Here is a 20,763-nt window from a genome sequence, read left to right as displayed (position 1 = left end):
GCCGACTGGCTGCGCGGGATTTCTTCGTGCCAATTCCAGGCGACAGGCACTATGGCGCGAAGATCGACCAGTTCATCATCTTCGCCAGTTTCTCCAGCGCGATCGAGCCCAGCCTGGAATTGCCATTGGCATTGAGGCCAGGCGACCACACCGCAAGCGAGGCGACGCCCGGCACGATCCCCAATATGCCGCCGCCAACGCCGCTCTTGCCGGGAATGCCGACACGGAAAGCGAAGTCGCCGGAGCCGTCATAATGGCCGCAGGTCAGCATCATCGCGCCGATGCGGCGGGCGCGCTCGGCCGAGACGACGGAATGCCCGGTCGCCGGATTGTTGCCGCCATTGGCGAGAAAGCGCCCGGCCAGGGCGAGTTGCCGGCAGCTCATGGCGATCGCGCAATGGTGGAAATAAACGCCCAGCGCCAGTTCCGGCGCATGATTGAGATTACCGAACGATTTCATGTAATTGGCAAGCGCGAAATTGCGAAAGCCGGTGGCACGTTCGGACGCCGCGACCTCGCGATCGATGATGATCGTGTCGTCATCGGCCAGGAACTGGATGAAGCGCAGGATCTCGCCGATCGCCTCGCGCGGCTGATGGCCGGCAAGCAGGATGTCTGAAACGACGATGGCGCCGGCATTGATGAACGGATTGCGCGGAATGCCGTTCTCGTGCTCGAGCTGGACGATCGAGTTGAACGGATTGCCCGACGGTTCGCGTCCGACCCGTTGCCATAGCGCGTCGCCGACATTGCCGAGCGCCAGCGTCAGCGTGAATACCTTTGAGATGCTCTGGATCGAAAATGCCTCGTCGGCGTCGCCCGCGGTCAGCACGCGGCCGTCATTGGTCACCGCGGCAATGCCGAATTTTTTCGGGTCGATCTTGCTCAGCTGCGGAATATAGCTGGCAACGTCGCCGCGATCGGCACGCTCCGCCATTTCGGCGGCAACCTCGCGCAGTGCCTGTTCAAGCTGGGGCGCCTGTCCAAGTTGGGGCGCCTGTCCGCGTTGCGGCGCCTGTTCAAGCTCCGGCATCGTCGTCCCCGCTACTTCAGCCAGCGTTCGATACGCGCCATCGCCTCGACCATGTCGTCGTGGCTGCCGGCGTAGGAAAAGCGCATCGTGCGATGGCCCTGCAGCGGATCGAAATCGCGGCCGGGCGTCGCCGCCACATGCGCCTCGGCAAGCATCCTGCGCGCAAACGCCATGCTGTCGTTGGTGTGCCGGGTGACGTCGCAGAAGGCGTAGAAGGCGCCGTCCATGGGCGCAGCAAGCGCAAAGCCGAGGTCCGGCAGGCGTTGCATCAAGAGCTCGCGGTTCCAGGCGTAACGCGCCTTCACCGCCTCCAGCTCTTCTGTCGCCTTGAACGCTTCGATCGCGGCAATCTGGGACAGTTCGGGCGGCGAGATGTAGAGGCTCTGGGCGATGCGCTCGATCGGCCGCACCAAATCCTGCGGCAGCACCATCCAGCCGATGCGCCAGCCGGTCATGCAATAATATTTCGAGAAGGAATTGATCACCGTCACGTCCGCGCCGAAAGACAGCGCAGTCGTGTCGGGCGCCGCATAGGCCAGCCGGTGGTAGATCTCGTCTGAGATCACGGCGATGCCAAGCTCGCGCGCCGTCTCGACCAGCGCCTCGAGATCGCCGGCGGGAATGACCGCGCCGGTCGGATTGGCCGGGCTGGCGAACAGCACGCCTTTCAGCGGTTTTTCGCGGTGCGCGGCTTTCAGGTGCTCGGCATGAAGATAGGCGGCGCCGCCGAGCTCGATCTCGGCGATGTCGATGCCGAGCGCAGCCATGATGTTGCGATAGGCCGGATAGCCCGGCGCGGCGATGGCGACGCGGTCGCCCGGATCGAACATCGCCAGGAAGGCAAGGTTGAAGGCAGCCGACGATCCGGTGGTAACGGCTACCCGCTCGGGCGGCACGTCAAGCCCGTAATGCTCGCCATAATGGGCCGCGATTGCCTTGCGCAGGCCGGCGAGGCCCAGCGCGTCGGTATAGCCGATGCGGCCTGCTTTCAAGGCGCTCGCCGCCGCTTCGCGAACCCCGGCCGGTGCCGGGTCGGACGGCTGGCCGACTGCCATGGAAACGACCGGCACGCCCTTGGCCTTCAGCCGATTCGCCTCGGCCAGGATGTCCATGGCGTGGAACGGCTCGACGGCGCCGCGGCGCGAAAGCGAAACAACCATTTTTCAATCCACCACACTTGTCCGCACGTGCCGGCCATGCAGGCCGCGCCGCACAAATGCCCGATTGATGTGGGGATCACAAGTTCGGTAAGTTTTAAGGTGCCGACTTTTCATCCTTCGCCCGCTCGTCTACCAGTGGACCTGCCATGTTAAGCCGACCCAGATCGACGATCGCCAGGACAGCGCGCGCCTTCGCGACGCTTTCGCTTGCCGCGGTGCTAGCCATGGCTGGCTCGGTCAACGCGTTTGCGCAGAATGTGCCGGTGGTGCGCGATGCCGAGATCGAGGCGCTGGTGCGGGATTACGCACGGCCGATCTTCAAAGCGGCCGGCTTATCGGGCGACGCCATCAACATCGTGCTGGTCAACGACCAGAGCTTCAACGCCTTTGTTGCTGGCCGCCGCATGTTCATCAACACCGGCGCGCTGATGACAGCCGAAACGCCCAACGAGATCATCGGGGTCATCGCCCACGAGGCCGGCCATATCGCCGGCGGACACCAGCAAAAGTTGCGCGAACAGCTCGAGCGCGCCAAGACGATGGCAATCCTGGCGACGCTGCTTGGCGCCGGCGCCATGGTGGCCGGCGCCACCAGCAATAGCCGCGGCCTCGCTGGGGCCGGCATGGGCGTGATGGCCGGCGGCGGCGAGATGGCGCAACGCAGTATCCTCGCCTATCAGCGCACCGAAGAGATGACCGCCGACCGCTCGGCAATCGCTTATCTCAATGCTACCGGCCAGTCCGGCATGGGCATGCTGAAGACGTTCAGCCGTTTCCAGAATGCATTGTCGCTCTCGGGCGCCCAAGTCGATCCCTACAAGATCAGCCATCCGATGCCGCAGGAGCGTATCGCCAATCTCGAAGTGCTGGTGAAGCAGAGCCCTTACCTCGACAAGGTCGACCCACCGACACTGCAGCAGCGCCACGACATGATGCGCATCAAGATCGCCGCCTATATGCAAGGACAGGCCGCGGCGTCGCGATTGATACGCAAGAACCCCGGCAGTCTCGCCTCGCGCTATGGCGACGCGCAGATGACCTATCTCTTCGGCAATCTGGCCTCGGCGCTCACCAAGACCAACGCACTGATCAAGGAACAGCCGAAAAATCCCTATTTCCAGGAATTGCGCGGCGACATCCTGATGAAGGCGAACAGGCCGAAGGATGCGGCGGACGCCTATGCCAGGTCGGTCAGCCTCGATCCGGCGCGATCCGGGCTGCTGCCGGTCTCGTACGGCCAGGCGCTGATGGCTATCGGCACGCCGGATTCGCTGAAGAAGGCGGTGGCGCAGATCAACACGGGCCTCGGGCGGGATCGCGAAAACGCCGCCGGATACCGCTATCTGGCACAGGCCTATGGCGAACTCGGCAACATCCCGGCGGCCGAGCTTGCGACCGCCGAAGGGCATTTCTATTCCGGCGACTACAAGAATGCGAAGATCTTCGCCATGCGGGCGCAGCAGAGCATGAAGCGGGGCGAGCCGGGCTGGCTTCGCGCGCAGGACATTATAAACTACGCACCATCAGGTAAGAAGAAGTGAACCTTTCGGACGCACGCTGCGACACAGCCGAACCGAGCGGACCCGAACACAGGCTAGAGGATCGAGGATCATGACCAAGGCAATTCTGCTGGGCACTACCGGAGTGGCAGCCGCCCTCGCCATGCTGGCGTTCGGCTTCGTCGCCGGAAATCCGCAGACGGCGACGGCCGGCACGGCGCAGCTTGTCCAGACGGCGTCCTCGGAAACCAAGCTCGACCGCACCGAAGTCGAAGGCATCGTCCGCGACTATCTGCTGAAGAACCCGGAAGTGCTTCTGGAAGCCCAGCAGGCGCTCGAGGCCAAGCAGAAGGAAGAACAGCGCGTCGCCAGTCTCGGCGTCATCAAAGACGCCAAGGACCAGATTTTCAACTCCGCCTTCGACGGCGTTGTCGGCAATCCGAACGGCAAGGTCACCATCGTCGAGTTCTACGATTACAATTGCGGTTACTGCAAACGCGCCATCGATGACATGCGCGCGCTGACCAAGGTCGATCCGGACCTGCGTTTCGTGCTCAAGGAATTCCCGATCCTCGGCCCTGATTCGCAGAAGGCGAGCGTCGTCTCGATGGCCTTCCACTTGATGAAGCCGGAGAAATACGGCGAATTCCACAACGCGCTGCTCGGCGGCCAGGGGCGCGCCACCGAGGCGGCGGCAATCAAGGTGGCGCTGTCGCTCGGCGCCGACGAGGCTGCGCTGCGCGAAAAGATGAAGGACCCGAGCATCACTGAGGCCTTCTCCAAGACCTATGATCTTGCCACCAAGCTCGCCATCACCGGAACGCCGTCCTATGTCGTCGGCAACGAGGTTGTGTTCGGCGCGCTCGGCCAGGAAGTGCTGGCCGAAAAGATCGAGGCGGCGAAGGCCGCACTCTGATTAGCGTTCGGGTTTCGATCAGGCTGCGGGTTTCCGGCGCGGGCCGTTTTCCGGCTGTTGTGGACGGCGAAAGAACGCACTTGCGCTCTTTTCGCCAGCGTCTATGCCCATTATAGAGGGTCCGGCGCGCCGGCTTAGCCGCGCCGGGAAAGGTCGGCATTTTTTGAAAACGGTTTTCGTCCTGAACGGCCCCAATCTCAACGCGCTCGGCAAGCGCGAGCCGGGCATCTATGGCGGCAAGACGCTTGCGGCGATCGCCGACGACTGCAAGCAGGCGGGTGCCGCACTTGGGCTGGAGATCGATTTCCGCCAGTCGAACCATGAGGGCGACCTCGTCGACTGGATCCACGAGGCCGCCGAGAAGGCCGCCGCAATCGTCATCAATCCAGGCGCCTACGGCCACACCTCGGTCGCCATTCACGATGCCATCCGCGCCGTCGCGCCGCTGCCGGTCGCTGAGGTGCATCTCTCCAACATCCACGCGCGGGAACCATTCCGCCACGTCTCCATGGTCGCGCCGGTCGCTGTCGGCATGATCTGCGGGTTCGGGCCGCTCGGCTACACGCTGGCGCTGCAGGCGCTGGCTGCACGCCTATGACCGGCCAACAAACAGAAGGCTCGAAAATGTCGATAAAGAAGAACGGTGTTGACCAGCAGCTGATCCGCGATCTGGCGGGCATACTGAACGACACCAACCTGACCGAGATCGAGGTCGAGCTGGGCGATCTGAAGGTGCGCGTCTCACGGCAGGCGCCGGCCGTCCATGCGATCGCCGCAGCGCCGCCGGCCTATGCCCCGGCAGCAACGCAGCCTGCGGCAGCGGCCGCGCCGGCGACGCCCGACGTGTCGAAGAACGCCGTCGCCTCGCCAATGGTCGGCACCGCCTATCTGGCACCGTCGCCCGACGCCAAGCCGTTCATCGAAATCGGCCAGAAGGTCAAGGAAGGCCAGACGCTGCTGATCATCGAGGCGATGAAGACGATGAACCAGATCCCCTCGCCGCGCGCCGGCATGGTGACGGCGATCCTGTTCGAAGATGCGCAGCCGGTCGAATACGGCATGCCGCTCGTCGTGATCGAGTAGAGCCGGGAACAGGCGAAAGATGTTCCAGAAAATCCTCATCGCCAATCGCGGCGAAATTGCCCTCAGGGTGCTGCGCGCCTGCAAGGAGCTTGGCATCCAGACGGTGGTGGTGCATTCGACCGCCGACGCCGACGCCATGCATGTGCGTCTCGCCGACGAGAGCGTCTGCATCGGCCCGCCGCCGTCGCGCGACAGCTATCTCAACATCCACCAGATCGTCGCCGCCTGCGAGATCACCGGCGCCGACGCGGTGCATCCCGGCTACGGTTTTTTGTCGGAGAACGCCAAGTTCGCCGACATCCTCGCCGCGCACAACATCACCTTCATCGGTCCGACCGGCGACCATATCCGCATCATGGGCGACAAGATCGAGGCCAAGCGCACCGCAAAGCGCCTCGGCATTCCCGTGGTACCCGGCTCCGACGGCGCGGTCACCGAGGAAAAGGAGGCCAAGCGCATTGCCGCCGGGATCGGCTACCCCGTGATCATCAAGGCGTCGGCCGGCGGCGGCGGGCGCGGCATGAAAGTGGCGCATAGCGAGGCCGACCTCGAGGTGGCGCTGCAGACGGCACGCTCGGAGGCGGGCGCCGCCTTCGGCGACGACGCCGTCTATATCGAGAAGTATCTGCAGAAGCCGCGCCATATCGAAGTGCAGGTGTTCGGCGACGGCGCCGGGCGCGGCGTGCATTTCGGCGAGCGCGACTGCTCGCTGCAGCGCCGCCACCAGAAGGTCTGGGAAGAAGCGCCCTCGCCGGCGCTCAATGCCGAGGAGCGCGCACATATTGGCGGCGTCTGCGCCAAGGCGATCGCCGATCTCGGCTATTCCGGCGCCGGCACCATCGAATTCCTTTATGAGAACGGCGAGTTCTATTTCATCGAGATGAACACGCGCCTGCAGGTCGAACATCCGGTGACCGAGGCGATTACCGGCATCGACCTTGTGCACGAGCAGATCCGCGTCGCCTCGGGCGGCGGGCTTTCGGTGCGCCAGGAAGATATCCGCTTCCACGGCCATGCTATCGAATGCCGCATCAATGCCGAGGATCCGCGCACCTTCACCCCCTCGCCGGGCACCATCACCCACTTCCACACGCCAGGCGGCCTCGGCATCCGCGTCGATTCCGGCGTCTATTCCGGCTACAAGATCCCGCCCTACTACGACAGCCTGATCGGCAAGCTGATCGTGCACGGCCGCAACCGCGTCGAGTGCATGATGCGGCTGCGACGCGCGCTCGATGAATTCGTGGTCGACGGCATCAAGACCACGCTGCCGCTGTTTCGCGACCTCGTCGGCAACGCCGACATCGCCAATGGCGACTACGACATCCACTGGCTGGAAAAATATCTGGCCAAAGGCGAGTGACACAGGGGCGACGCGATGACCCGCCCCTACGCACCCGGCTATCGCATCCCGACCGACCTGTTGCTCAAAGCCTATGCCTCCGGCGTCTTCCCGATGGCCGAAAATGCCAATGACCCCGAGGTGTTCTGGGTGCGGCCGGAGACGCGCGGCATCATTCCGCTCGACGGTTTCCACATCCCGAAGAGCCTGAGGAAGACGATCCGCAAGGATCTGTTCGAATTCCGCATCGATTTCGATTTCGAGGCGACGATCGACGCCTGCGCCGAAAGACGCGAGGAACGGCGGTCGACCTGGATCAACGCACCAATCCGCGAAGCCTATGTCGAGCTGCATCGGATGGGCCATTGCCATTCGGTCGAGGCCTGGCACGACGACCGGCTGGTCGGCGGGCTCTACGGGGTGTCGCTCGGCCGGGTGTTCTTCGGCGAGAGCATGTTTGCCAGGGAGACCGACGCCTCGAAGGCCTGTCTGGTTCATCTGGTCGAGCGCCTGAAGGCGCGCGGCTTTGCGCTGCTCGATACGCAGTTCACGACCGAGCATCTCAAACGTTTCGGCGCAATCGACGTGCCACGTGGCAAGTACGAGAAGATGCTGGCCGAGGCGCTAAAGGGCGAGGCTGTGTTTTTTCCGTGATCTAGAACGGTTCATCGTTTCACGGAAACGCCGAACCGGTCTATTTTGTGTTTTGACGCAATTCCGCACGGAAAACCGTTCACACTTTTCCTGGAATTGCTCTACCGGCCGGTCAGCCCTTGGTCGCCGTCACCAGCGGTGTCTGTGCATGGAACATCATCTTCCAGCCATTGACGCGGTGGACATAGCCGGTACTGACCAGTGCTGCATAGGCTTCGCCATTTTGCCGGGTCGCACGCGCCTCGTAGGTCAGCATGACGATGTCGCTGCCGGGCTCGATGATGCCCTTGAGGTCGATGTCGAGCTCGCGCCAGCGCTTCGGCTCCGTCGCGGTTTTGGCCAGATCGGCGTTGCTCATCACCCGCGCCATCTGCGGGAAAGCCACCAGGCATTCGGTGTCGGCGTTGGCCTTGAAATAGTCGGCGTCGCCGGTCCAGAATCCCTTTTCGATGTCGAGAAGCTCGCTTTTGTTGGCCATCATCATGGCAACCTCCTCCCTAGAGAAGCCCCAACGCTCGGACAACAAGGCGGTTCCGCAAGACGCCGTATCCGCCGCGCTGACAGGTTCTAGTTGGTTTTGGGGGCAGCGGGTGCCGGCACGTCGGACTTCTGCTTGCAGCCCTTCAGCCAGATATCATAGACGGCGTGCTCGACGGCGTTGATCCCGGGGCTTTCGGCAAACATCCAGCCGGTGAAGATACGGCGGATTTTCCGGTCGAGCGTGATCTCGTCGACCTCGACGAACGAATCCGTCTTCGGCTCTTCGTTTTCCGGCCGCGAATAGCAGATGCGCGGCGTCACCTGCAAAGCGCCGAATTGCACCGTCTCGTCGATATAGACGTCGAAGGTGATGATCCGGCCGGTGATCTTGTCGATGCCGGCGAATTCAGCGACGGGATTGGTGATGCGCTCGGATACTGCGGGTGCTGCGGGTGCTGCGGGTGCCACCGACGCGTCCGGCGCAGGCGGCGCCAACTCCTGCGCAGCAGCAAGCGCCACCATAGAAGCGAGAACGACCGCGGTTGATCCGCCCGTCAAAATTCGGCTGAACATGCTCATGCAAGGTCCGGTGGTTTGCGCCCGGGTGATTCTCTTAACGCCAAGGCTAGTTGCTGCTGTCGGATCAGCAAACAGCTAAACAGCAATTGTGGCGACAAAGGACCGCGCCCGTGGGGACGGTGCCTGTGGGAACCGCGCGCGTGTCGCGGCGATCGATCACGAACCGGGCGTCCAGGCGTCGTAGTCGCCCGTCACCTGCGGACGATGCTGGTTGGTCAGCACCGAGCCCTTCGGGCGATAGGCTGCGGGGCTGCCGGTGAGGTTCGGCACATGCGGCTTTTGCCAGTCGCGGGGCTTGTAGTCTTCCGTTGGCGGCGCAACGTCGACACGGTGATGGATCCAGCCATGCCAGCCGGGCGGAATCGCCGAGGCTTCCGAATAGTCGCGGTAGATGACCCAGCGGCGGGTGCGGCCTTCCGAATCGACGCCGCCCTCGTAGTAGACGTTGCCGACCTCGTCCTGCCCGACCATCTTGCCGTGCCGCCAGGTGTGGAAGCGCGTTCCCAGCGTCTGGCTGTTCCACCAGGTGAAAAACTGCAGAAGGAAAGTTTTCATCCAAATCCTCGTGGCAAGTCCTTGTAGCAAGTCCTCGCGGCGCCTGTTCCTGCTTATGGCGTCACGGCATTGCGAAGGCAAGGGTCTTGCCGCAACCGACGAGCAAATGGCTGGCGGGCAAACTATACGTTCATGCGATCCTCGCGTCCGCGCGAAGCAGATGAAATGGGTTGTTGGCAACCTTACGCAGCGTTATTCTAGGAATTGATGCTTCGTCGCCTCAAGGGCGGCAAATGAGAGGGGCTCATGTCATCGCTGGCGGGCACGGCCGGTCGCGCATTGCCGCAGGTCGTTGAGGCGATCTACGATTCGATTGCCGACGTCGGCCGCTGGCAAGCGACACTCGAGGCCATCTGCAGCCTGGCGGAAGGCCAGCTTGCCATGCTCGCCGTCATCGACACGATCAGCAGTTCCGCGCGGTTTTCGGTGTCTTGCGGCGATCCCGCAGTTCTTGAGCCGTTGAAGCATGACTACGGCTCGCAAGTGCCGTTCTATGCGGCGGTTCCCAAGATGGAGATCGACGTGCCGTTCACTGTCGATTCGATCTACGCCCTGCAAGGTCCGGATACGCGACAGAGATGGCTCGAAAGCCGCATCGTGCGCGAATGGGTGCAACCCAACCGGCTGGACGATTTCTTCTGGGTGGCGTTGATGAAGCGGCCGACCCGGATCGGCACGCTGATGGTGGTTACCGACAAGGACAGGCGCCAGATTTCCAGCGAGGACCTCGAGCTTGTCTGCCTGCTGGCGCCGCATGTGCGGCGCGCGGTGACCATCGGCGACCTGTTCGAGGCGGAGCGGCGCAAGGCCGAAATCTTCCGTTCCATCATCGAAAGCCTTGACCATCCCGTGCTGATCGTCGCCGAAGACATGACCATCATCTTCGCCAACCCGACAGCCGAAGCGCTGCTCGCCGAAAACATCTCGGTCGCTTGCGTGCGCGGACAGCTTTCCTTCACCTATTCCAACGCCAATGCCGCGATCGGCCGTGCCGTCCAGCTCGGCACGCGCGACGAATTCGCGCTCGGACCTTGCGGCATCAACATTCCGCTGGCCAAGACGGCCGTTCCGGCGGTGGCCCATGTGATGCCGCTGGCGCGGCGTGAAATCTCGGCGCGTATCTCGCAGCGCGCCGCCGCGGCGATCTTCATTGCCGCGGCCCGTTCGGCACCAATCCCGGCGCTGGACGCCATTGCGGCGCTGTTCGGACTGACCGCGGCAGAAAGGCGCGTCGCCGGTCATGTTGCCGCCGGCCTGACGCGAAAGGAAATCGCCGCGGCCGGCGGCGTCTCGGACGGCACCGTCAAGTCGCAGCTGGCGACGATCTTCGACAAGACCGGTACCGGCGATCAGCGCGAGCTCGAACTCTTGATGCGCGAATTGTCGCCGCCGTTGCGCTCCAGTTGATTTGCGCAGATCCCCCGGACCGGCCGTGGTCCAAAAGGCTCGGCCGGTAAGTTTTCCAAGCCTTTAAGAACATCATCCGCAAAATCTGCAAAACGAAACCGGCATCGTTGCAATTCGGCCAAAATCATGGTGCGGTCGTTCGCGGTCCAGAAACGCGGCACTATGCTCGGCTGGAAAGAAAATGGTTTCTGGCGCGGATCTCGATCTTTGATACCGACATCTACCGAGCGGCTGCTCCCCTACCTTTTCCTGCTTGGGCTGATCGTCATCGCGGTCGCTTTCCGGCCACTGCTGCCCGTCGACGAAACGCGATATCTCAGCGTCACCTGGGAAATGTATCTGAGCGGACAGATCTTCGTCCCGACGATGAATTTCGCGCCCTATCTGCAGAAGCCGCCGCTGCTGTTTTGGCTTATCGACCTTGTCTGGACCGTTTTCGGCGCCAGCCGGCCGGCGGCGATGCTGGTCATCTTCGCCGCCTCCTCACTCGTCATCTGGCTGACGACGGCTTTGGCAAGGACCCTGTTTCCCGGCCGCGACGACATCGCACGGCGCGTCCCCTGGCTGGTCGCCGGAAGCAGCGTGTTCGTCATCTATTCGACGCTGATCCTGTTCGACCTGTTGCTGACGGTCTTTGTGCTCGCCGCGCTGTTGTCGTTGATTGCCTTTGCCCGGAGCGGCGACCGCTGGCACGCCGTTCTGGCCGGGCTGTTCATCGGCATGGGCGTGCTGACGAAAGGCCCGGTGGTGCTCATCCATATCGGCGCGCCCATCCTGTTCTACCCGTTCTGGCGCGACCGGCGGGCGGGACTGGCGACACCGAACTTCCTCGCTGGAGTGGGCCTGGCAGTGCTCGCCGCGCTAATTCCGGTGGCGATCTGGCTGGTGCCGGCGACCATTCTGACAAAGGGCAGTTTCGTCTATGATCTGGTCTGGAACCAATCGGCGGGGCGCGTCACCGGCAATTTGCGCAATTCGCACGGCCGGCCGTTCTACTTCTATCTGCTGCTGCTGCCGGTCATGTTCATGCCGTGGATTTTTATACCCGAGGTATGGCGATTGAAGCTGCGCACGCGGATACGCAGCCTGATCGAGACGAAGTCGCCCGATCTGCGCGCCTTGCGCTTACTGTCGTTCTCGTTCGTTGCCGTGTTGCTGGCGTTCAGCGCGATATCCGGCAAGCAGCCCCACTATGTCGTGCCGATGTTGCCGTTCGTGACCATCCTGTTCGGGTATTTCATGGCGGAGATCCCGCTCGCCAGGCTGAAAAGCTCGGCCGTCGTCATGCTTGTCATTTTCGGCATCGGCCATGCGGTGGCATCGGCAACCGCGTTCAAACGCTATGACCTGACGCCGCTCGCCAACTTCGTCGACGAGCGAAAGGATGCGGACTGGGCCGTGGCTTTCGACTATCAAGGCGAAGTCGGCTTCCTGGCCCGGTTGCAAAAGCCATTCGAAACCACCGACAAACCGGAAGAATGGCTTGGCTCGCATCCCAGCGGCTATGTCATCGACAAGGTTTCCAAGGATCCCGGCACCGCAGGGCAAATCGCGTTCCGGCTTCGCGTCGAACGCGGTTATCTCGTCGTGCTGAAGGGACAGCATTGACGGTCGTCACCGGTACGCGAATTCATCTCCCGCGCGGGAGATGAAGGCGTTGCTGCTCCGTGGTTCCATCGCTCGATAGAACCGGGAGGTATTCATGCGCAAGCTCATCTCGACAACGCTTTTTGTCTTATCGCTCGCTGTGGCCGGCCTTGCTGCCGATCCGGCATGGAGCTTCAAATGTCAGTCGGGTACGATCGGGCAAGGCAGTTGCTCCTGCTCCGGGACCGCCGACTGCACCGACATGCGGCATTCCAAAATGTGCAAGGGCGACCTGAACTGCGGTTCGGGCAAATGCTCCTGCACGGCCGCATTGGTAGTCGACCCAGGTCCGAAAACCCCCAAGCCCAAGGTCGTCGCGCCGAAGGCGACGACCAAGGGCGTCGTGAAGCAGTAGCCATCCAATCCGAAAGGACGGCGGCCCGACGTCGCTAGGCCCGCCCGATGTTTTCGCGGTTCATCCCCCGTGCGGGCGATGAACCGCCATCGGACAAATGCTGCTGTCTAGCCGGAGGGTGGTTTCCAACGACAGAGCGAGGATACCATGTTGAAAACCTGCACGATGCTGTTCTTCGGTCTGATGGCGGCCACCGCGGCCGCCCAGCCGCCGCCTTCGGGGCCGCCGGTTGCCAGTGCGGCACTTGCCCCATGCAACCCCACACAATCGAACAGGCCCTGCAAAGCCGAACTCGGCGTGTTCCTGATCACCAACACCGTCCGCAACCTGGCGCAGGCCAAGGTCGACGCCACCAACGCACAGCTAGCCGCCCAGGGACGATCATCGCGCGCATCGATCGAATCGCTGAAGCAATGGCGGCCGTCGCGCTTTGCGACGCAGATGCTGAACCAGCCGAACAGCTGGTTTGTCAAAGTTCCCTATATCCTCACCATCAAGGTCTCGATCCCGCTGACGTCCGACCGTCACATCGGCATTCCCATAGACGTCAACGTCTTCTGCAGCCGCTGGCAGACCGATTCCAGCCAGGTCATCATCCGCTCGCAACCCGGCCCGGCGAGCTTCGAAGGCGGCAACATCCTCGAAGATGTTTTCAACATCGGCAACTACATCGATGCCCAGGTACGCAGCTCGTTTTCGGCACCCCTGCCGGTGACGACGCCGGTTCCGAATTCGAAATGCTCGGCAATCGACGGGTCCGATGCCGGCACGCAAGCCACCGGCGACGATCTCATCTTCTGGACGGTGCCGCGACGCAACCTGATTGTGACGGACGCCATAGCCAAGCCGACGGTTGAAGTGACCTTCGACAGCCTCACGCGTCTGGCGGCCCGCGACTTCCACAACAATGTGGTCTATGCGGAATCCGAGGCCATTAACCTCAATGTCTACGCCAATGAGGACGGCCTTCAGAAGGCGCTGACGATGCGCGAAGGCGACGTGGCTGCGCTGAACCTTCCCGCACTCAGGCTCGACGCGCGAAAATACGATTCGCTGGTCGTCATCGGCAATGTCGACCAGCCGCCGAACGATCCCAGAGACAGCGCCTTCGCGGTAGCGGCCAAGAGTGCGGGATTCGGTGCCGGTTCCAAGATCATGCAGATCCCGAAGTGGTATTCGAGGCCTCCTGACCAGTTCAATCACAAGCCTACATGGATCAGAGTTCCGGGCTACGAGCTGCACTATACGGTGCGCTATCTCAACAGCGGCGGGCTGGCCGTCGACGGTGGAGCCAGTACGGTCCGGCCACCAAAAGTCGCTGTTCCGATAAAGAAGCTCATCAAGCCGAAAACGCCCTGACGCGGCCACTCGCGGATGACGGCGGCGGTTCGGACCGCCGCCGCCATCCCCCGCGCGGCAGATGCGGCAGCGCCTGCTTCATGGCCTGATCCTGCGGGAACAAACGCGCCGCTGCGCCACGAGCGAGCGGCGCCATCGATGGAGACAAACGATGCTGCACCTTCCCCACACCATGCCCGCTGTCCGGATCATTGCGGCAATCTCGCTGCTTGCCTTCCCGACCTTCCTGCCGCCGGTCACGAGCCCGGCGAACGCGCTGCCGGTCAGCCAATCCTGCCGGATCACCACCTATTACAAGACGGCGGCAAAGGCGACGGAGGTTGGCGTGCGCTCGACGTGCCAGGGCGTCAAAAAATGGGGTGTCACCTCGAAATATTACGAGGTCGAAAAAATCGAAGCCGCTACGCCCCCGCACACGTCGGGCGGCGGCGGCAGCCTGCCGTGCGAGTTTCTCGCTGCCGGCTGCTCCAACCTGCCTGTGAAACGCAACTGAGCGTCAGGCGAACGAGCTAGCCGATCGCCTTCTCCAAAACCAGCGCCGGCAACCCTGTGGCGCCGCCGCAATCGGCCGTGTTGCCGGCGGGCAAGAACCCTCTCGAGCGGTAGAAGGCGATGGCCGGGGCATTTGCTTCCTCGACCTCGACGCGTAGCGTTCGGGCCTCCGGAAAGCTGGCCTCAATCTCGTCCAGCAGCGCCTGGCCGATGCCTTGCCTGTGCCAGGCCGGATGCACGTAAAGCTGGTTCAGCATGACGATCCTGGCATCCGTGGTGGCGGCGGCGAAAGCCATGCCGCCGATGCTTTTGCCGTCGTCGGCGACCAGGAACTCCGAGTTCGGCCGCGTCAGCCGTGCTTTGAGCGCGGCGATCGAATGCCATTCATCGGTGATTTCGGTAACCCGCGCCGCGCCGTAGATGGCGTCATAGGTGGCATGCCATGTCTCGATCAGCAATGCGCGCACCGCCGCCAGATCGCGCTCGCCGGCGGTGCGGACGAACATCCTACTCGATCCCGAGCTTGGCCTTGACCAGCTCGTTGACCGCCTGCGGATTGGCCTTGCCGCCGGTCGCCTTCATCACCTGGCCGACGAACCAGCCGGCCATGGTCGGCTTGGCACGCGCCTGCTCGACCTTGTCCGGGTTGGCCGCGATCACCTCGTCGACCGCCCTTTCGATGGCGCCGGTGTCGGTGACCTGCTTCATGCCACGGCTTTCGACCAGCTGACGCGGATCGCCGCCCTCGTTCCAGACGATCTCGAACAGATCCTTGGCGATCTTGCCGGAGATGGTGCCTTCCTTGATCAGGTCGATGACGGCACCAAGCTGGTCGGGCGAAACAGGAGCGTTTTCAATATCCTTGCCGGCCTTGTTCAAGGCCCCCAGGAGGTCGTTGATGACCCAGTTGGCGGCGAGCTTGCCGTCGCGCCCGGCCGCCACCTTCTCGAAATAATCGGCGACCGCCTTTTCCGATACCAGGATCGAGGCATCGTAGGTCGACAGGCCAAGCGAAGCGATCAGCCGAGCCTTCTTGGCGTCGGGAAGTTCCGGCAGGTCCTTTGCCAACTCGTCGACATAGGCCTGGTCGAATTCCAGCGGCAGAAGATCGGGATCCGGGAAATAGCGGTAGTCATGCGCTTCTTCCTTGGAGCGCATCGAGCGCGTCTCACCCTTGTTGGGGTCGAACAGCCGCGTTTCCTGCTCGATCCTGCCGCCGTCCTCGAGGATGGCAATCTGGCGGCGCGCCTCATAGTCGATGGCCTGGCCGATGAAGCGGATCGAGTTGACGTTCTTGATCTCGCAGCGCGTGCCGAATTCGCCGCCGGGCCGGCGCACCGAGACGTTGACGTCGGCTCGCAACGAGCCTTCGTCCATATTGCCGTCGCAGGTGCCGAGATAGCGCACGATGGTGCGCAGCTTGGTGACATACGCTTTGGCTTCATCGGCGGAGCGCATATCCGGCTTGGAGACGATCTCCATCAGCGCCACGCCGGAGCGGTTGAGATCGACATAGGACATTGTCGCATGCTGGTCGTGCATCGACTTGCCCGCATCCTGCTCCAGGTGCAGACGCTCGATGCCGACCTCGATGTCCTCGAATTCGCCCTGCCGGTGCGGGCCGACCGAGACGATCACCTTGCCCTCGCCGACGATCGGCTGCTTGAACTGCGAGATCTGGTAGCCCTGCGGCAGATCGGGATAGAAATAGTTTTTCCTGTCGAAGACCGATTTGTGGTTGATCTCAGCCTTCAGGCCCAACCCGGTACGGATCGCCTGCTTGACGCATTCCTCGTTGATGACCGGCAGCATGCCGGGCATCGCCGCGTCGACCAGGCTGACATTGGCATTGGGCGCGGCGCCGAAAATGGTCGAGGCGCCGGAAAACAGCTTTGCCTGCGAGGTCACCTGCGCATGGACCTCGAGGCCGATGATGATCTCCCAGTCGCCGGTGGCGCCGGGAACCAGGCGCTTGGCGTCGGGCGTGCGGGTATCGATGAGGGTCATAGTGGCCTGCATAGTGGAATTGCGGATATGCGAGAACGCATATTTTGATGTGCAACTTCGCTAGTGCAAACCGCCAAGAGAGACAAGCGCAAAGCCGCGGGCGCCGACGCGGCACAGGCCCGCACCTGCCGCGATGGACTGCTATAGCAGCTTGAAAAAATTCAATGGCCGGCAACCCGGCCGCCCTCACCTATGCCGTGGCGATATAGGCCCTGATTTCCTCGGCCTCGCGCTCGACATCCTCGATGCGCCGCTTGACCACGTCGCCGATCGACACGATGCCGTCGAGCAGCCCGTTCTTTTCCACCGGCAGATGGCGGAAGCGGCCCTTGGTCATGATCTCCATGACCTCGTTGACGGTGTGGTTCTCATTGCAGATCTTCACCTTGGGCGTCATCGCCGAGCGGATGGCAAGGTCGAGCGCCGCCGCCCCCTCCTTGGCGAGAACCCGCACCACATCGCGCTCGGAAAGAATGCCGACGATCTTGTGATCGCCGTTGGTGATGACCAGCGCGCCGATCCTGTGTTCGGAAAGCATGCGGATGGCTTCGCTGAGCTTTTCGTTCGGCCCGAGCGTCACCACGTCGTGGCCTTTTGCCTCGAGAATTGCCTTAACAGTCATGACGTCCTCCTCTGCATTTCCTGCCGGCTCCTGCCTTGGCCGGCTTTCCCTAGTATGAACATGGTGCGCCGCGATCGGTTTCATTTCAAGTGCGGAGGTCTCAGGTGTCCGGCTCGTCCGCCTGTTGCAGCGCCTGCTCTCGCCGATCGAAGAACCGCAGGCCGAAGAAGCCGGCAAGAAAGCCGCCAATATGGGCTTCCCAGGCGATCTGGCCGTCAATGCCGGGCGCCAGGCCGAAGAGGCCGGTCGCCAGGTTGATCACCATCCACATGGCGAGAAAGGTGACGACGCCGCGCGAGCGCAGCACCGCCGCCATCGGCAAAGGCTGGCCGGCGAAGGCGGCCTTGCCCGACGAGCGGTCGATGCGGAAGCCATAGCGCGCCGCCGCACCCATCATGCCGGAAATCGCGCCGGAGGCGCCGACCAGCGGCGCTTCGCCAAGCGGATGCATGGCCCAGAACAGCGCCACCGCCGCCAGTCCGGTCGCGGCGAAGAACAGGCTGAAGCGCAACGCGCCGAAGCGGTTGGCCAGCGGTGAGCCGAAGGCCGCGAGCCACACCATGTTGATGGCAAGATGGGCAAAACCGCCATGCAGAAAGGCATAGGTAAAAGGGCTTGAAAACGCGAAGAAATCCAGGTCGAAGCGGCCGGAATAGCGGATCGGCACAAAGGCTGCCCGGACAAGCAGTTCGAAGTCCTGGTCGTCGGTCAGCCAATAGACCCGGATCAGATGGACGGCGACGCAGATGCCGATCACCGCCAGCACCACGGGCGGCAGGTTGAACACCGGTTCACGGCGTTGCTCCGGTTCGCGGGCGGCAGGCCCACTCTCGCCCTGCTCGATCTCCGGTGGGCTTTCTGGGTCGCTCATATGGCTTGCACTCAGTCGCTGGATTGGACTTCGCGAGCATGTAGATCACGGCCAACCGAATCACAAACGGCGAATCAGCAGCTCCGAATCAAAAAAGGAAGCCGTCCAAGGTTTCCCTTGAACGGCTGGTCGAGCCCCCTTGCTCCCCCTGAACTCTTGACTGAAGTGCTGCCGATCGTCGCAAAACGACCGCTTCTGGAGTGGTTTTGGTGTGCCACAGGCCTGGCCAGCGCGCAACGTAAACCAGTTGTTAACCTTAACCGCCCCGACCCGTGAACAAGTATTAACGATGCTGGCACGCATCCTGCTCCGCAACGCATGTAGGTCTTCGGAGGGCGCCCTTCTGTTCACCGATGGGACATCAGAAGACAGAATGCGCGGAGCAGCATTAGCATGAACCAGACCGGATCGATCACGCTGTTCCATTATTGGAACCGATTGCGTGACGGACGCCCTGCCCCGAAACGCTCGGAAGTCGAACCGGCCGACATCAAGTCGCTGCTGGCCGACACGTTCATCCTGGAAAAGGACACGCGCGGCGAAGCAGTGTTCCGGCTCGCCGGCACCAGGCTCTGCGCGGCCTATGGCCGCGAACTCAAGGGGTTTTCATTCCCTTCGCTGTGGCGCGAGAAGGACCAGCGGCTGATTTCGAAGCTGACCGATGGCGTCTTCGACCTGAAATCGGTGGTGCTCATCACCTATGAGGGTTTCAGCCGCAACGGCCGTTCCAACAGGTTCGAGCTGCTCGCACTGCCGCTCGACGGCGGTGTCGAGAGTCCGCGTTGCCTCGGTGTGATAAGCGCCGTTGAAAAGCCCTTCTGGCTGGGTGCCGACCCGGTTCTCGACGCGTTGATCGATTCGATCCGTGTCGTCGATCCCGACAAGGAGCCGATGTTCCTGAAGAACCGGCCGGCGATAGAGGTTCCCTCGCTCGCCCCATCGGAATTCGACCCGCCCGAGACGATTTCGGCGCTCGGCCAGGCCCGCCGCATCCGTCACCTGGTCGTCTTCGACGGCGGACGCGAGGAATGATGCCCAAAGCTTAAAGCAACAGCGCCGGGCTTTCCCCTTTGTTAACCTGCTTTGTTGTAGTTTTCCGCTGAAATTCCCCGCATCCATGCGCGGAATGCCGAAGGGGTATGGCAGTCATGAGGTCAGCGGCGGTCGACCATGCGCCGTCCCAAGCTGAAAGGCGTAACTTTCAGCGCGTCCGCGTGAAGATTTACGGACGCTTCATGCTGGAAGACCGCACCGAACATCCCTGCCAGGTGGTCGACATGTCGCCCGGCAACGTTTCACTGCGCACCGAGCGTGCCGGCCTGCCGGGTGAAAAGGTCATTGCCTATATCGATCACATCGGCCGAATCGAGGGCGTCATCACCCGCACTTTGCAGGATGGCTTTGCGATGACCGTCATCGCGTCGGACCGCAAGAGGGACAAGCTCGCCGCGCAACTGACCTGGCTTGCCAACAAGCACGAGCTCGACCTGCCGGAAGACCGCCGCCATGAACGCGTGGCACCGCGCAACCCGACGAGCGTGCTGCAACTTGCTGACGGACGGCAGTACCAGTGCCGCATCATCGATCTGTCGCTGTCGGGCGCCGCGATCGAGATCGACGTCAAGCCGGCCATCGGCGTCCAGGTAACGCTGGGCACCATGCGCGGCCAGGTGGTGCGCCATTTCGAAGATGGCGTCGCCATCGAGTTCGCCGTCATCCAGCGGCCGGAAACGCTCGACACCGAATTCAGCTCGCCGCGCGGCTGACGCGAAAGTTTTAGCACCATCGCGAAGGATCGCCATCCTAGCTGTTCGAACGGTGCGACGAAGCATGGGAATGCACCCGGCTAGAATCCTTAAATAATTCTATACTCAATTGCATCCAATTTTATGTTTATTCTACTGGCGTTTTACTTAATGTCTACTTCGCGCTTTTGCGTCAAATAAATCCAGCCGTGTCATTGTCTCCTCAAACGGGGAGACTGAATAATGAAAAAGACGAGGGGCAAGCTGTTGCTGGCGGCAATAGCGATGCAGCTTTTCGGCTGGGGGACTGCAAACGCGGCGGAGCCGGCCTTCATGCACACCGGCGGTCGCACCACGCAGCCGGTCGGTCACTACGAATTGTGCCAGCAGCTTCCGCAGGAATGCAATCAGAGGACGCCGAACCGGGCACCGGTCGAGCTCACCCGCAAGCTGTGGGCAACGATCGTCAAGATCAACAATTCGGTCAACAGCAAAGTGGCGCCGCGCACCGACATGGAAATGTGGGGCAAGGAAGAAGTCTGGTCGTTTCCCAAAGGCTTCGGCGACTGCGAGGACTATGCGCTGGAAAAGCGCCGCGAACTGATGAGCATGGGCGTGCCGGCCGGCGATCTGCTGATGACGGTGGTGCGCCAGCGCAACGGCGACGGCCATGCGGTGCTGACCGTGCGCACCAGCCTTGGAGAGTTCATCCTCGACAATCTCCAGCCCAAGGTGCTGTCCTGGACCAAGACCAGTTACACCTACCTGAAGCGCCAGTCCGACCGCAATTCCGGCGCCTGGGTAACGATCAACGACGGCCGCTCCGACGCGGTCGCCAGCGTCCGCTGAGGACGCGACGGAAAACCCGGTCGAGTCCCCACCCTCCCCGTCCCCAACGACCGGGTTTAGGAGCCGGCCCCGTCCCCGGGCCGGCTCCACCATTTCTGGGCTTGCGAT

The 20,763-nt window shown here is 62.6% G+C and carries 23 protein-coding genes; 14 read left to right on the top strand and 9 right to left on the bottom strand.

All coding sequences use genetic code 11. The features are described from left to right. Positions 1-49: 49 nt before the first annotated feature. Together NKH71_RS09635 and NKH71_RS09630 are read right to left on the bottom strand one after the other, a co-directional pair. Complete coding sequence (locus NKH71_RS09635) at positions 50-1,033, bottom strand: glutaminase (RefSeq protein WP_352484558.1); 984 nt, start codon at positions 1,031-1,033, stop codon at positions 50-52. Between the two features lie 11 nt (positions 1,034-1,044). Next, positions 1,045-2,193, bottom strand: coding sequence for a pyridoxal phosphate-dependent aminotransferase (locus NKH71_RS09630; RefSeq protein WP_352587620.1), 1,149 nt, complete (start codon positions 2,191-2,193; stop codon positions 1,045-1,047). Positions 2,194-2,339: 146 nt separating this feature from the next. On the opposite strand from NKH71_RS09630, the gene NKH71_RS09625 reads away from it, so the two are divergent. The 6 genes from NKH71_RS09625 (at position 2,340) to aat (ending at position 7,687) form a co-directional block, all read left to right on the top strand. After that, the gene (locus tag NKH71_RS09625; RefSeq protein WP_352496196.1) at positions 2,340-3,734 is read left to right on the top strand and encodes a M48 family metalloprotease; all 1,395 of its coding nucleotides are present in this window, start codon (positions 2,340-2,342) and stop codon (positions 3,732-3,734) included. 70 nt (positions 3,735-3,804) lie between these two features. Beyond that, positions 3,805-4,608, top strand: coding sequence for a DsbA family protein (locus NKH71_RS09620; RefSeq protein ID WP_352894823.1), 804 nt, complete (start codon positions 3,805-3,807; stop codon positions 4,606-4,608). Positions 4,609-4,771: 163 nt separating this feature from the next. Next, positions 4,772-5,206 carry a type II 3-dehydroquinate dehydratase gene (gene aroQ / locus NKH71_RS09615; protein WP_352894822.1) on the top strand — a complete coding sequence of 145 codons (435 nt, stop codon included), beginning with the start codon at positions 4,772-4,774 and terminating at the stop codon, positions 5,204-5,206. A 26-nt stretch (positions 5,207-5,232) separates the two neighbouring features. Then, a complete protein-coding gene (gene accB / locus NKH71_RS09610; RefSeq protein ID WP_352894820.1) occupies positions 5,233-5,691 on the top strand; it encodes an acetyl-CoA carboxylase biotin carboxyl carrier protein in 459 nt (152 codons plus the stop codon). 19 nt (positions 5,692-5,710) lie between these two features. Then, positions 5,711-7,054: an acetyl-CoA carboxylase biotin carboxylase subunit gene (accC, locus tag NKH71_RS09605; RefSeq protein WP_352859693.1), complete on the top strand. Its 1,344-nt coding sequence runs from the start codon at positions 5,711-5,713 to the stop codon at positions 7,052-7,054. Positions 7,055-7,069: 15 nt separating this feature from the next. After that, positions 7,070-7,687: a leucyl/phenylalanyl-tRNA--protein transferase gene (gene aat, locus NKH71_RS09600; RefSeq protein WP_023717475.1), complete on the top strand. Its 618-nt coding sequence runs from the start codon at positions 7,070-7,072 to the stop codon at positions 7,685-7,687. Between the two features lie 112 nt (positions 7,688-7,799). On the opposite strand, the gene NKH71_RS09595 is transcribed toward aat, so the two are convergent. The 3 genes from NKH71_RS09595 to NKH71_RS09585 form a co-directional block, all read right to left on the bottom strand. Then, on the bottom strand, positions 7,800-8,168 hold the full coding sequence (locus NKH71_RS09595; RefSeq protein ID WP_023717474.1) for a hypothetical protein: 369 nt from the start codon (positions 8,166-8,168) through the stop codon (positions 7,800-7,802). Between the two features lie 86 nt (positions 8,169-8,254). Next, entirely contained in the window at positions 8,255-8,746 is a 492-nt protein-coding gene (locus NKH71_RS09590; protein WP_352484552.1) for a DUF2155 domain-containing protein, read from the bottom strand. Between the two features lie 156 nt (positions 8,747-8,902). Next, a complete protein-coding gene (locus NKH71_RS09585; protein ID WP_352484551.1) occupies positions 8,903-9,301 on the bottom strand; it encodes an NADH:ubiquinone oxidoreductase subunit NDUFA12 in 399 nt (132 codons plus the stop codon). Between the two features lie 246 nt (positions 9,302-9,547). Between NKH71_RS09585 and NKH71_RS09580 the strand changes: the two genes are divergently transcribed. The 5 genes from NKH71_RS09580 (at position 9,548) to NKH71_RS09560 (ending at position 14,562) form a co-directional block, all read left to right on the top strand. Next, positions 9,548-10,708 carry a helix-turn-helix transcriptional regulator gene (locus NKH71_RS09580; RefSeq protein ID WP_352894818.1) on the top strand — a complete coding sequence of 387 codons (1,161 nt, stop codon included), beginning with the start codon at positions 9,548-9,550 and terminating at the stop codon, positions 10,706-10,708. 207 nt (positions 10,709-10,915) lie between these two features. Then, positions 10,916-12,316 (top strand): ArnT family glycosyltransferase, encoded by a 1,401-nt coding sequence (locus NKH71_RS09575; protein ID WP_352484549.1) that lies wholly within the window; start codon positions 10,916-10,918, stop codon positions 12,314-12,316. A gap of 94 nt (positions 12,317-12,410) precedes the next feature. Further along, a complete protein-coding gene (locus tag NKH71_RS09570) occupies positions 12,411-12,710 on the top strand; it encodes a hypothetical protein (protein ID WP_352484548.1) in 300 nt (99 codons plus the stop codon). Positions 12,711-12,857: 147 nt separating this feature from the next. Next, the gene (locus NKH71_RS09565) at positions 12,858-14,069 is read left to right on the top strand and encodes a hypothetical protein (RefSeq protein WP_352894817.1); all 1,212 of its coding nucleotides are present in this window, start codon (positions 12,858-12,860) and stop codon (positions 14,067-14,069) included. Between the two features lie 151 nt (positions 14,070-14,220). Then, entirely contained in the window at positions 14,221-14,562 is a 342-nt protein-coding gene (locus NKH71_RS09560; protein WP_352894815.1) for a hypothetical protein, read from the top strand. A 16-nt stretch (positions 14,563-14,578) separates the two neighbouring features. Here NKH71_RS09560 and NKH71_RS09555 read toward each other — a convergent pair whose 3' ends face one another. The 4 genes from NKH71_RS09555 to NKH71_RS09540 form a co-directional block, all read right to left on the bottom strand. Further along, positions 14,579-15,067 (bottom strand): GNAT family N-acetyltransferase, encoded by a 489-nt coding sequence (locus tag NKH71_RS09555; RefSeq protein WP_023717466.1) that lies wholly within the window; start codon positions 15,065-15,067, stop codon positions 14,579-14,581. 1 nt (position 15,068) lies between these two features. Next, positions 15,069-16,568: an Asp-tRNA(Asn)/Glu-tRNA(Gln) amidotransferase subunit GatB gene (gene gatB / locus NKH71_RS09550; RefSeq protein WP_352894813.1), complete on the bottom strand. Its 1,500-nt coding sequence runs from the start codon at positions 16,566-16,568 to the stop codon at positions 15,069-15,071. Between the two features lie 190 nt (positions 16,569-16,758). Beyond that, complete coding sequence (locus tag NKH71_RS09545) at positions 16,759-17,190, bottom strand: CBS domain-containing protein (RefSeq protein WP_023717464.1); 432 nt, start codon at positions 17,188-17,190, stop codon at positions 16,759-16,761. A 100-nt stretch (positions 17,191-17,290) separates the two neighbouring features. Next, a complete protein-coding gene (locus tag NKH71_RS09540) occupies positions 17,291-18,061 on the bottom strand; it encodes a rhomboid family intramembrane serine protease (protein ID WP_023717463.1) in 771 nt (256 codons plus the stop codon). 393 nt (positions 18,062-18,454) lie between these two features. On the opposite strand from NKH71_RS09540, the gene NKH71_RS09535 reads away from it, so the two are divergent. From NKH71_RS09535 to NKH71_RS09525, 3 genes are all read left to right on the top strand, one after another. Continuing rightward, positions 18,455-19,093: a PAS domain-containing protein gene (locus tag NKH71_RS09535; RefSeq protein ID WP_352496722.1), complete on the top strand. Its 639-nt coding sequence runs from the start codon at positions 18,455-18,457 to the stop codon at positions 19,091-19,093. A 116-nt stretch (positions 19,094-19,209) separates the two neighbouring features. Beyond that, entirely contained in the window at positions 19,210-19,827 is a 618-nt protein-coding gene (locus NKH71_RS09530) for a PilZ domain-containing protein (protein WP_352484542.1), read from the top strand. A gap of 222 nt (positions 19,828-20,049) precedes the next feature. After that, a complete protein-coding gene (locus NKH71_RS09525) occupies positions 20,050-20,655 on the top strand; it encodes a transglutaminase-like cysteine peptidase (protein WP_352484541.1) in 606 nt (201 codons plus the stop codon). The last annotated feature ends 108 nt before the right edge of the window (positions 20,656-20,763 follow it).

It is taken from the genome of Mesorhizobium sp. M0983 (assembly GCF_040318975.1).
In the GTDB taxonomy this organism is placed as follows: domain Bacteria; phylum Pseudomonadota; class Alphaproteobacteria; order Rhizobiales; family Rhizobiaceae; genus Mesorhizobium.
Note: the sequence above shows the minus strand (reverse complement) of the source record. Positions and strands in the feature narration are given on the sequence as shown.

Bases quoted from the DNA above. Each gene is read 5' to 3' on its own strand.
- NKH71_RS09635 (WP_352484558.1), bottom strand. From the start codon at position 1,033: ATGCCGGAGCTTGAACAGGCGCCGCAACGCGGACAGGCGCCCCAACTT.
- NKH71_RS09630 (WP_352587620.1), bottom strand. From the start codon at position 2,193: ATGGTTGTTTCGCTTTCGCGCCGCGGCGCCGTCGAGCCGTTCCACGCC.
- NKH71_RS09625 (WP_352496196.1), top strand. From the start codon at position 2,340: ATGTTAAGCCGACCCAGATCGACGATCGCCAGGACAGCGCGCGCCTTC.
- NKH71_RS09620 (WP_352894823.1), top strand. From the start codon at position 3,805: ATGACCAAGGCAATTCTGCTGGGCACTACCGGAGTGGCAGCCGCCCTC.
- accB (WP_352894820.1), top strand. From the start codon at position 5,233: ATGTCGATAAAGAAGAACGGTGTTGACCAGCAGCTGATCCGCGATCTG.
- accC (WP_352859693.1), top strand. From the start codon at position 5,711: ATGTTCCAGAAAATCCTCATCGCCAATCGCGGCGAAATTGCCCTCAGG.
- aat (WP_023717475.1), top strand. From the start codon at position 7,070: ATGACCCGCCCCTACGCACCCGGCTATCGCATCCCGACCGACCTGTTG.
- NKH71_RS09595 (WP_023717474.1), bottom strand. From the start codon at position 8,168: ATGATGGCCAACAAAAGCGAGCTTCTCGACATCGAAAAGGGATTCTGG.
- NKH71_RS09590 (WP_352484552.1), bottom strand. From the start codon at position 8,746: ATGAGCATGTTCAGCCGAATTTTGACGGGCGGATCAACCGCGGTCGTT.
- NKH71_RS09585 (WP_352484551.1), bottom strand. From the start codon at position 9,301: ATGAAAACTTTCCTTCTGCAGTTTTTCACCTGGTGGAACAGCCAGACG.
- NKH71_RS09580 (WP_352894818.1), top strand. From the start codon at position 9,548: ATGTCATCGCTGGCGGGCACGGCCGGTCGCGCATTGCCGCAGGTCGTT.
- NKH71_RS09570 (WP_352484548.1), top strand. From the start codon at position 12,411: ATGCGCAAGCTCATCTCGACAACGCTTTTTGTCTTATCGCTCGCTGTG.
- NKH71_RS09565 (WP_352894817.1), top strand. From the start codon at position 12,858: ATGTTGAAAACCTGCACGATGCTGTTCTTCGGTCTGATGGCGGCCACC.
- NKH71_RS09560 (WP_352894815.1), top strand. From the start codon at position 14,221: ATGCTGCACCTTCCCCACACCATGCCCGCTGTCCGGATCATTGCGGCA.
- NKH71_RS09555 (WP_023717466.1), bottom strand. From the start codon at position 15,067: ATGTTCGTCCGCACCGCCGGCGAGCGCGATCTGGCGGCGGTGCGCGCA.
- gatB (WP_352894813.1), bottom strand. From the start codon at position 16,568: ATGACCCTCATCGATACCCGCACGCCCGACGCCAAGCGCCTGGTTCCC.
- NKH71_RS09545 (WP_023717464.1), bottom strand. From the start codon at position 17,190: ATGACTGTTAAGGCAATTCTCGAGGCAAAAGGCCACGACGTGGTGACG.
- NKH71_RS09540 (WP_023717463.1), bottom strand. From the start codon at position 18,061: ATGAGCGACCCAGAAAGCCCACCGGAGATCGAGCAGGGCGAGAGTGGG.
- NKH71_RS09535 (WP_352496722.1), top strand. From the start codon at position 18,455: ATGAACCAGACCGGATCGATCACGCTGTTCCATTATTGGAACCGATTG.
- NKH71_RS09530 (WP_352484542.1), top strand. From the start codon at position 19,210: ATGAGGTCAGCGGCGGTCGACCATGCGCCGTCCCAAGCTGAAAGGCGT.
- NKH71_RS09525 (WP_352484541.1), top strand. From the start codon at position 20,050: ATGAAAAAGACGAGGGGCAAGCTGTTGCTGGCGGCAATAGCGATGCAG.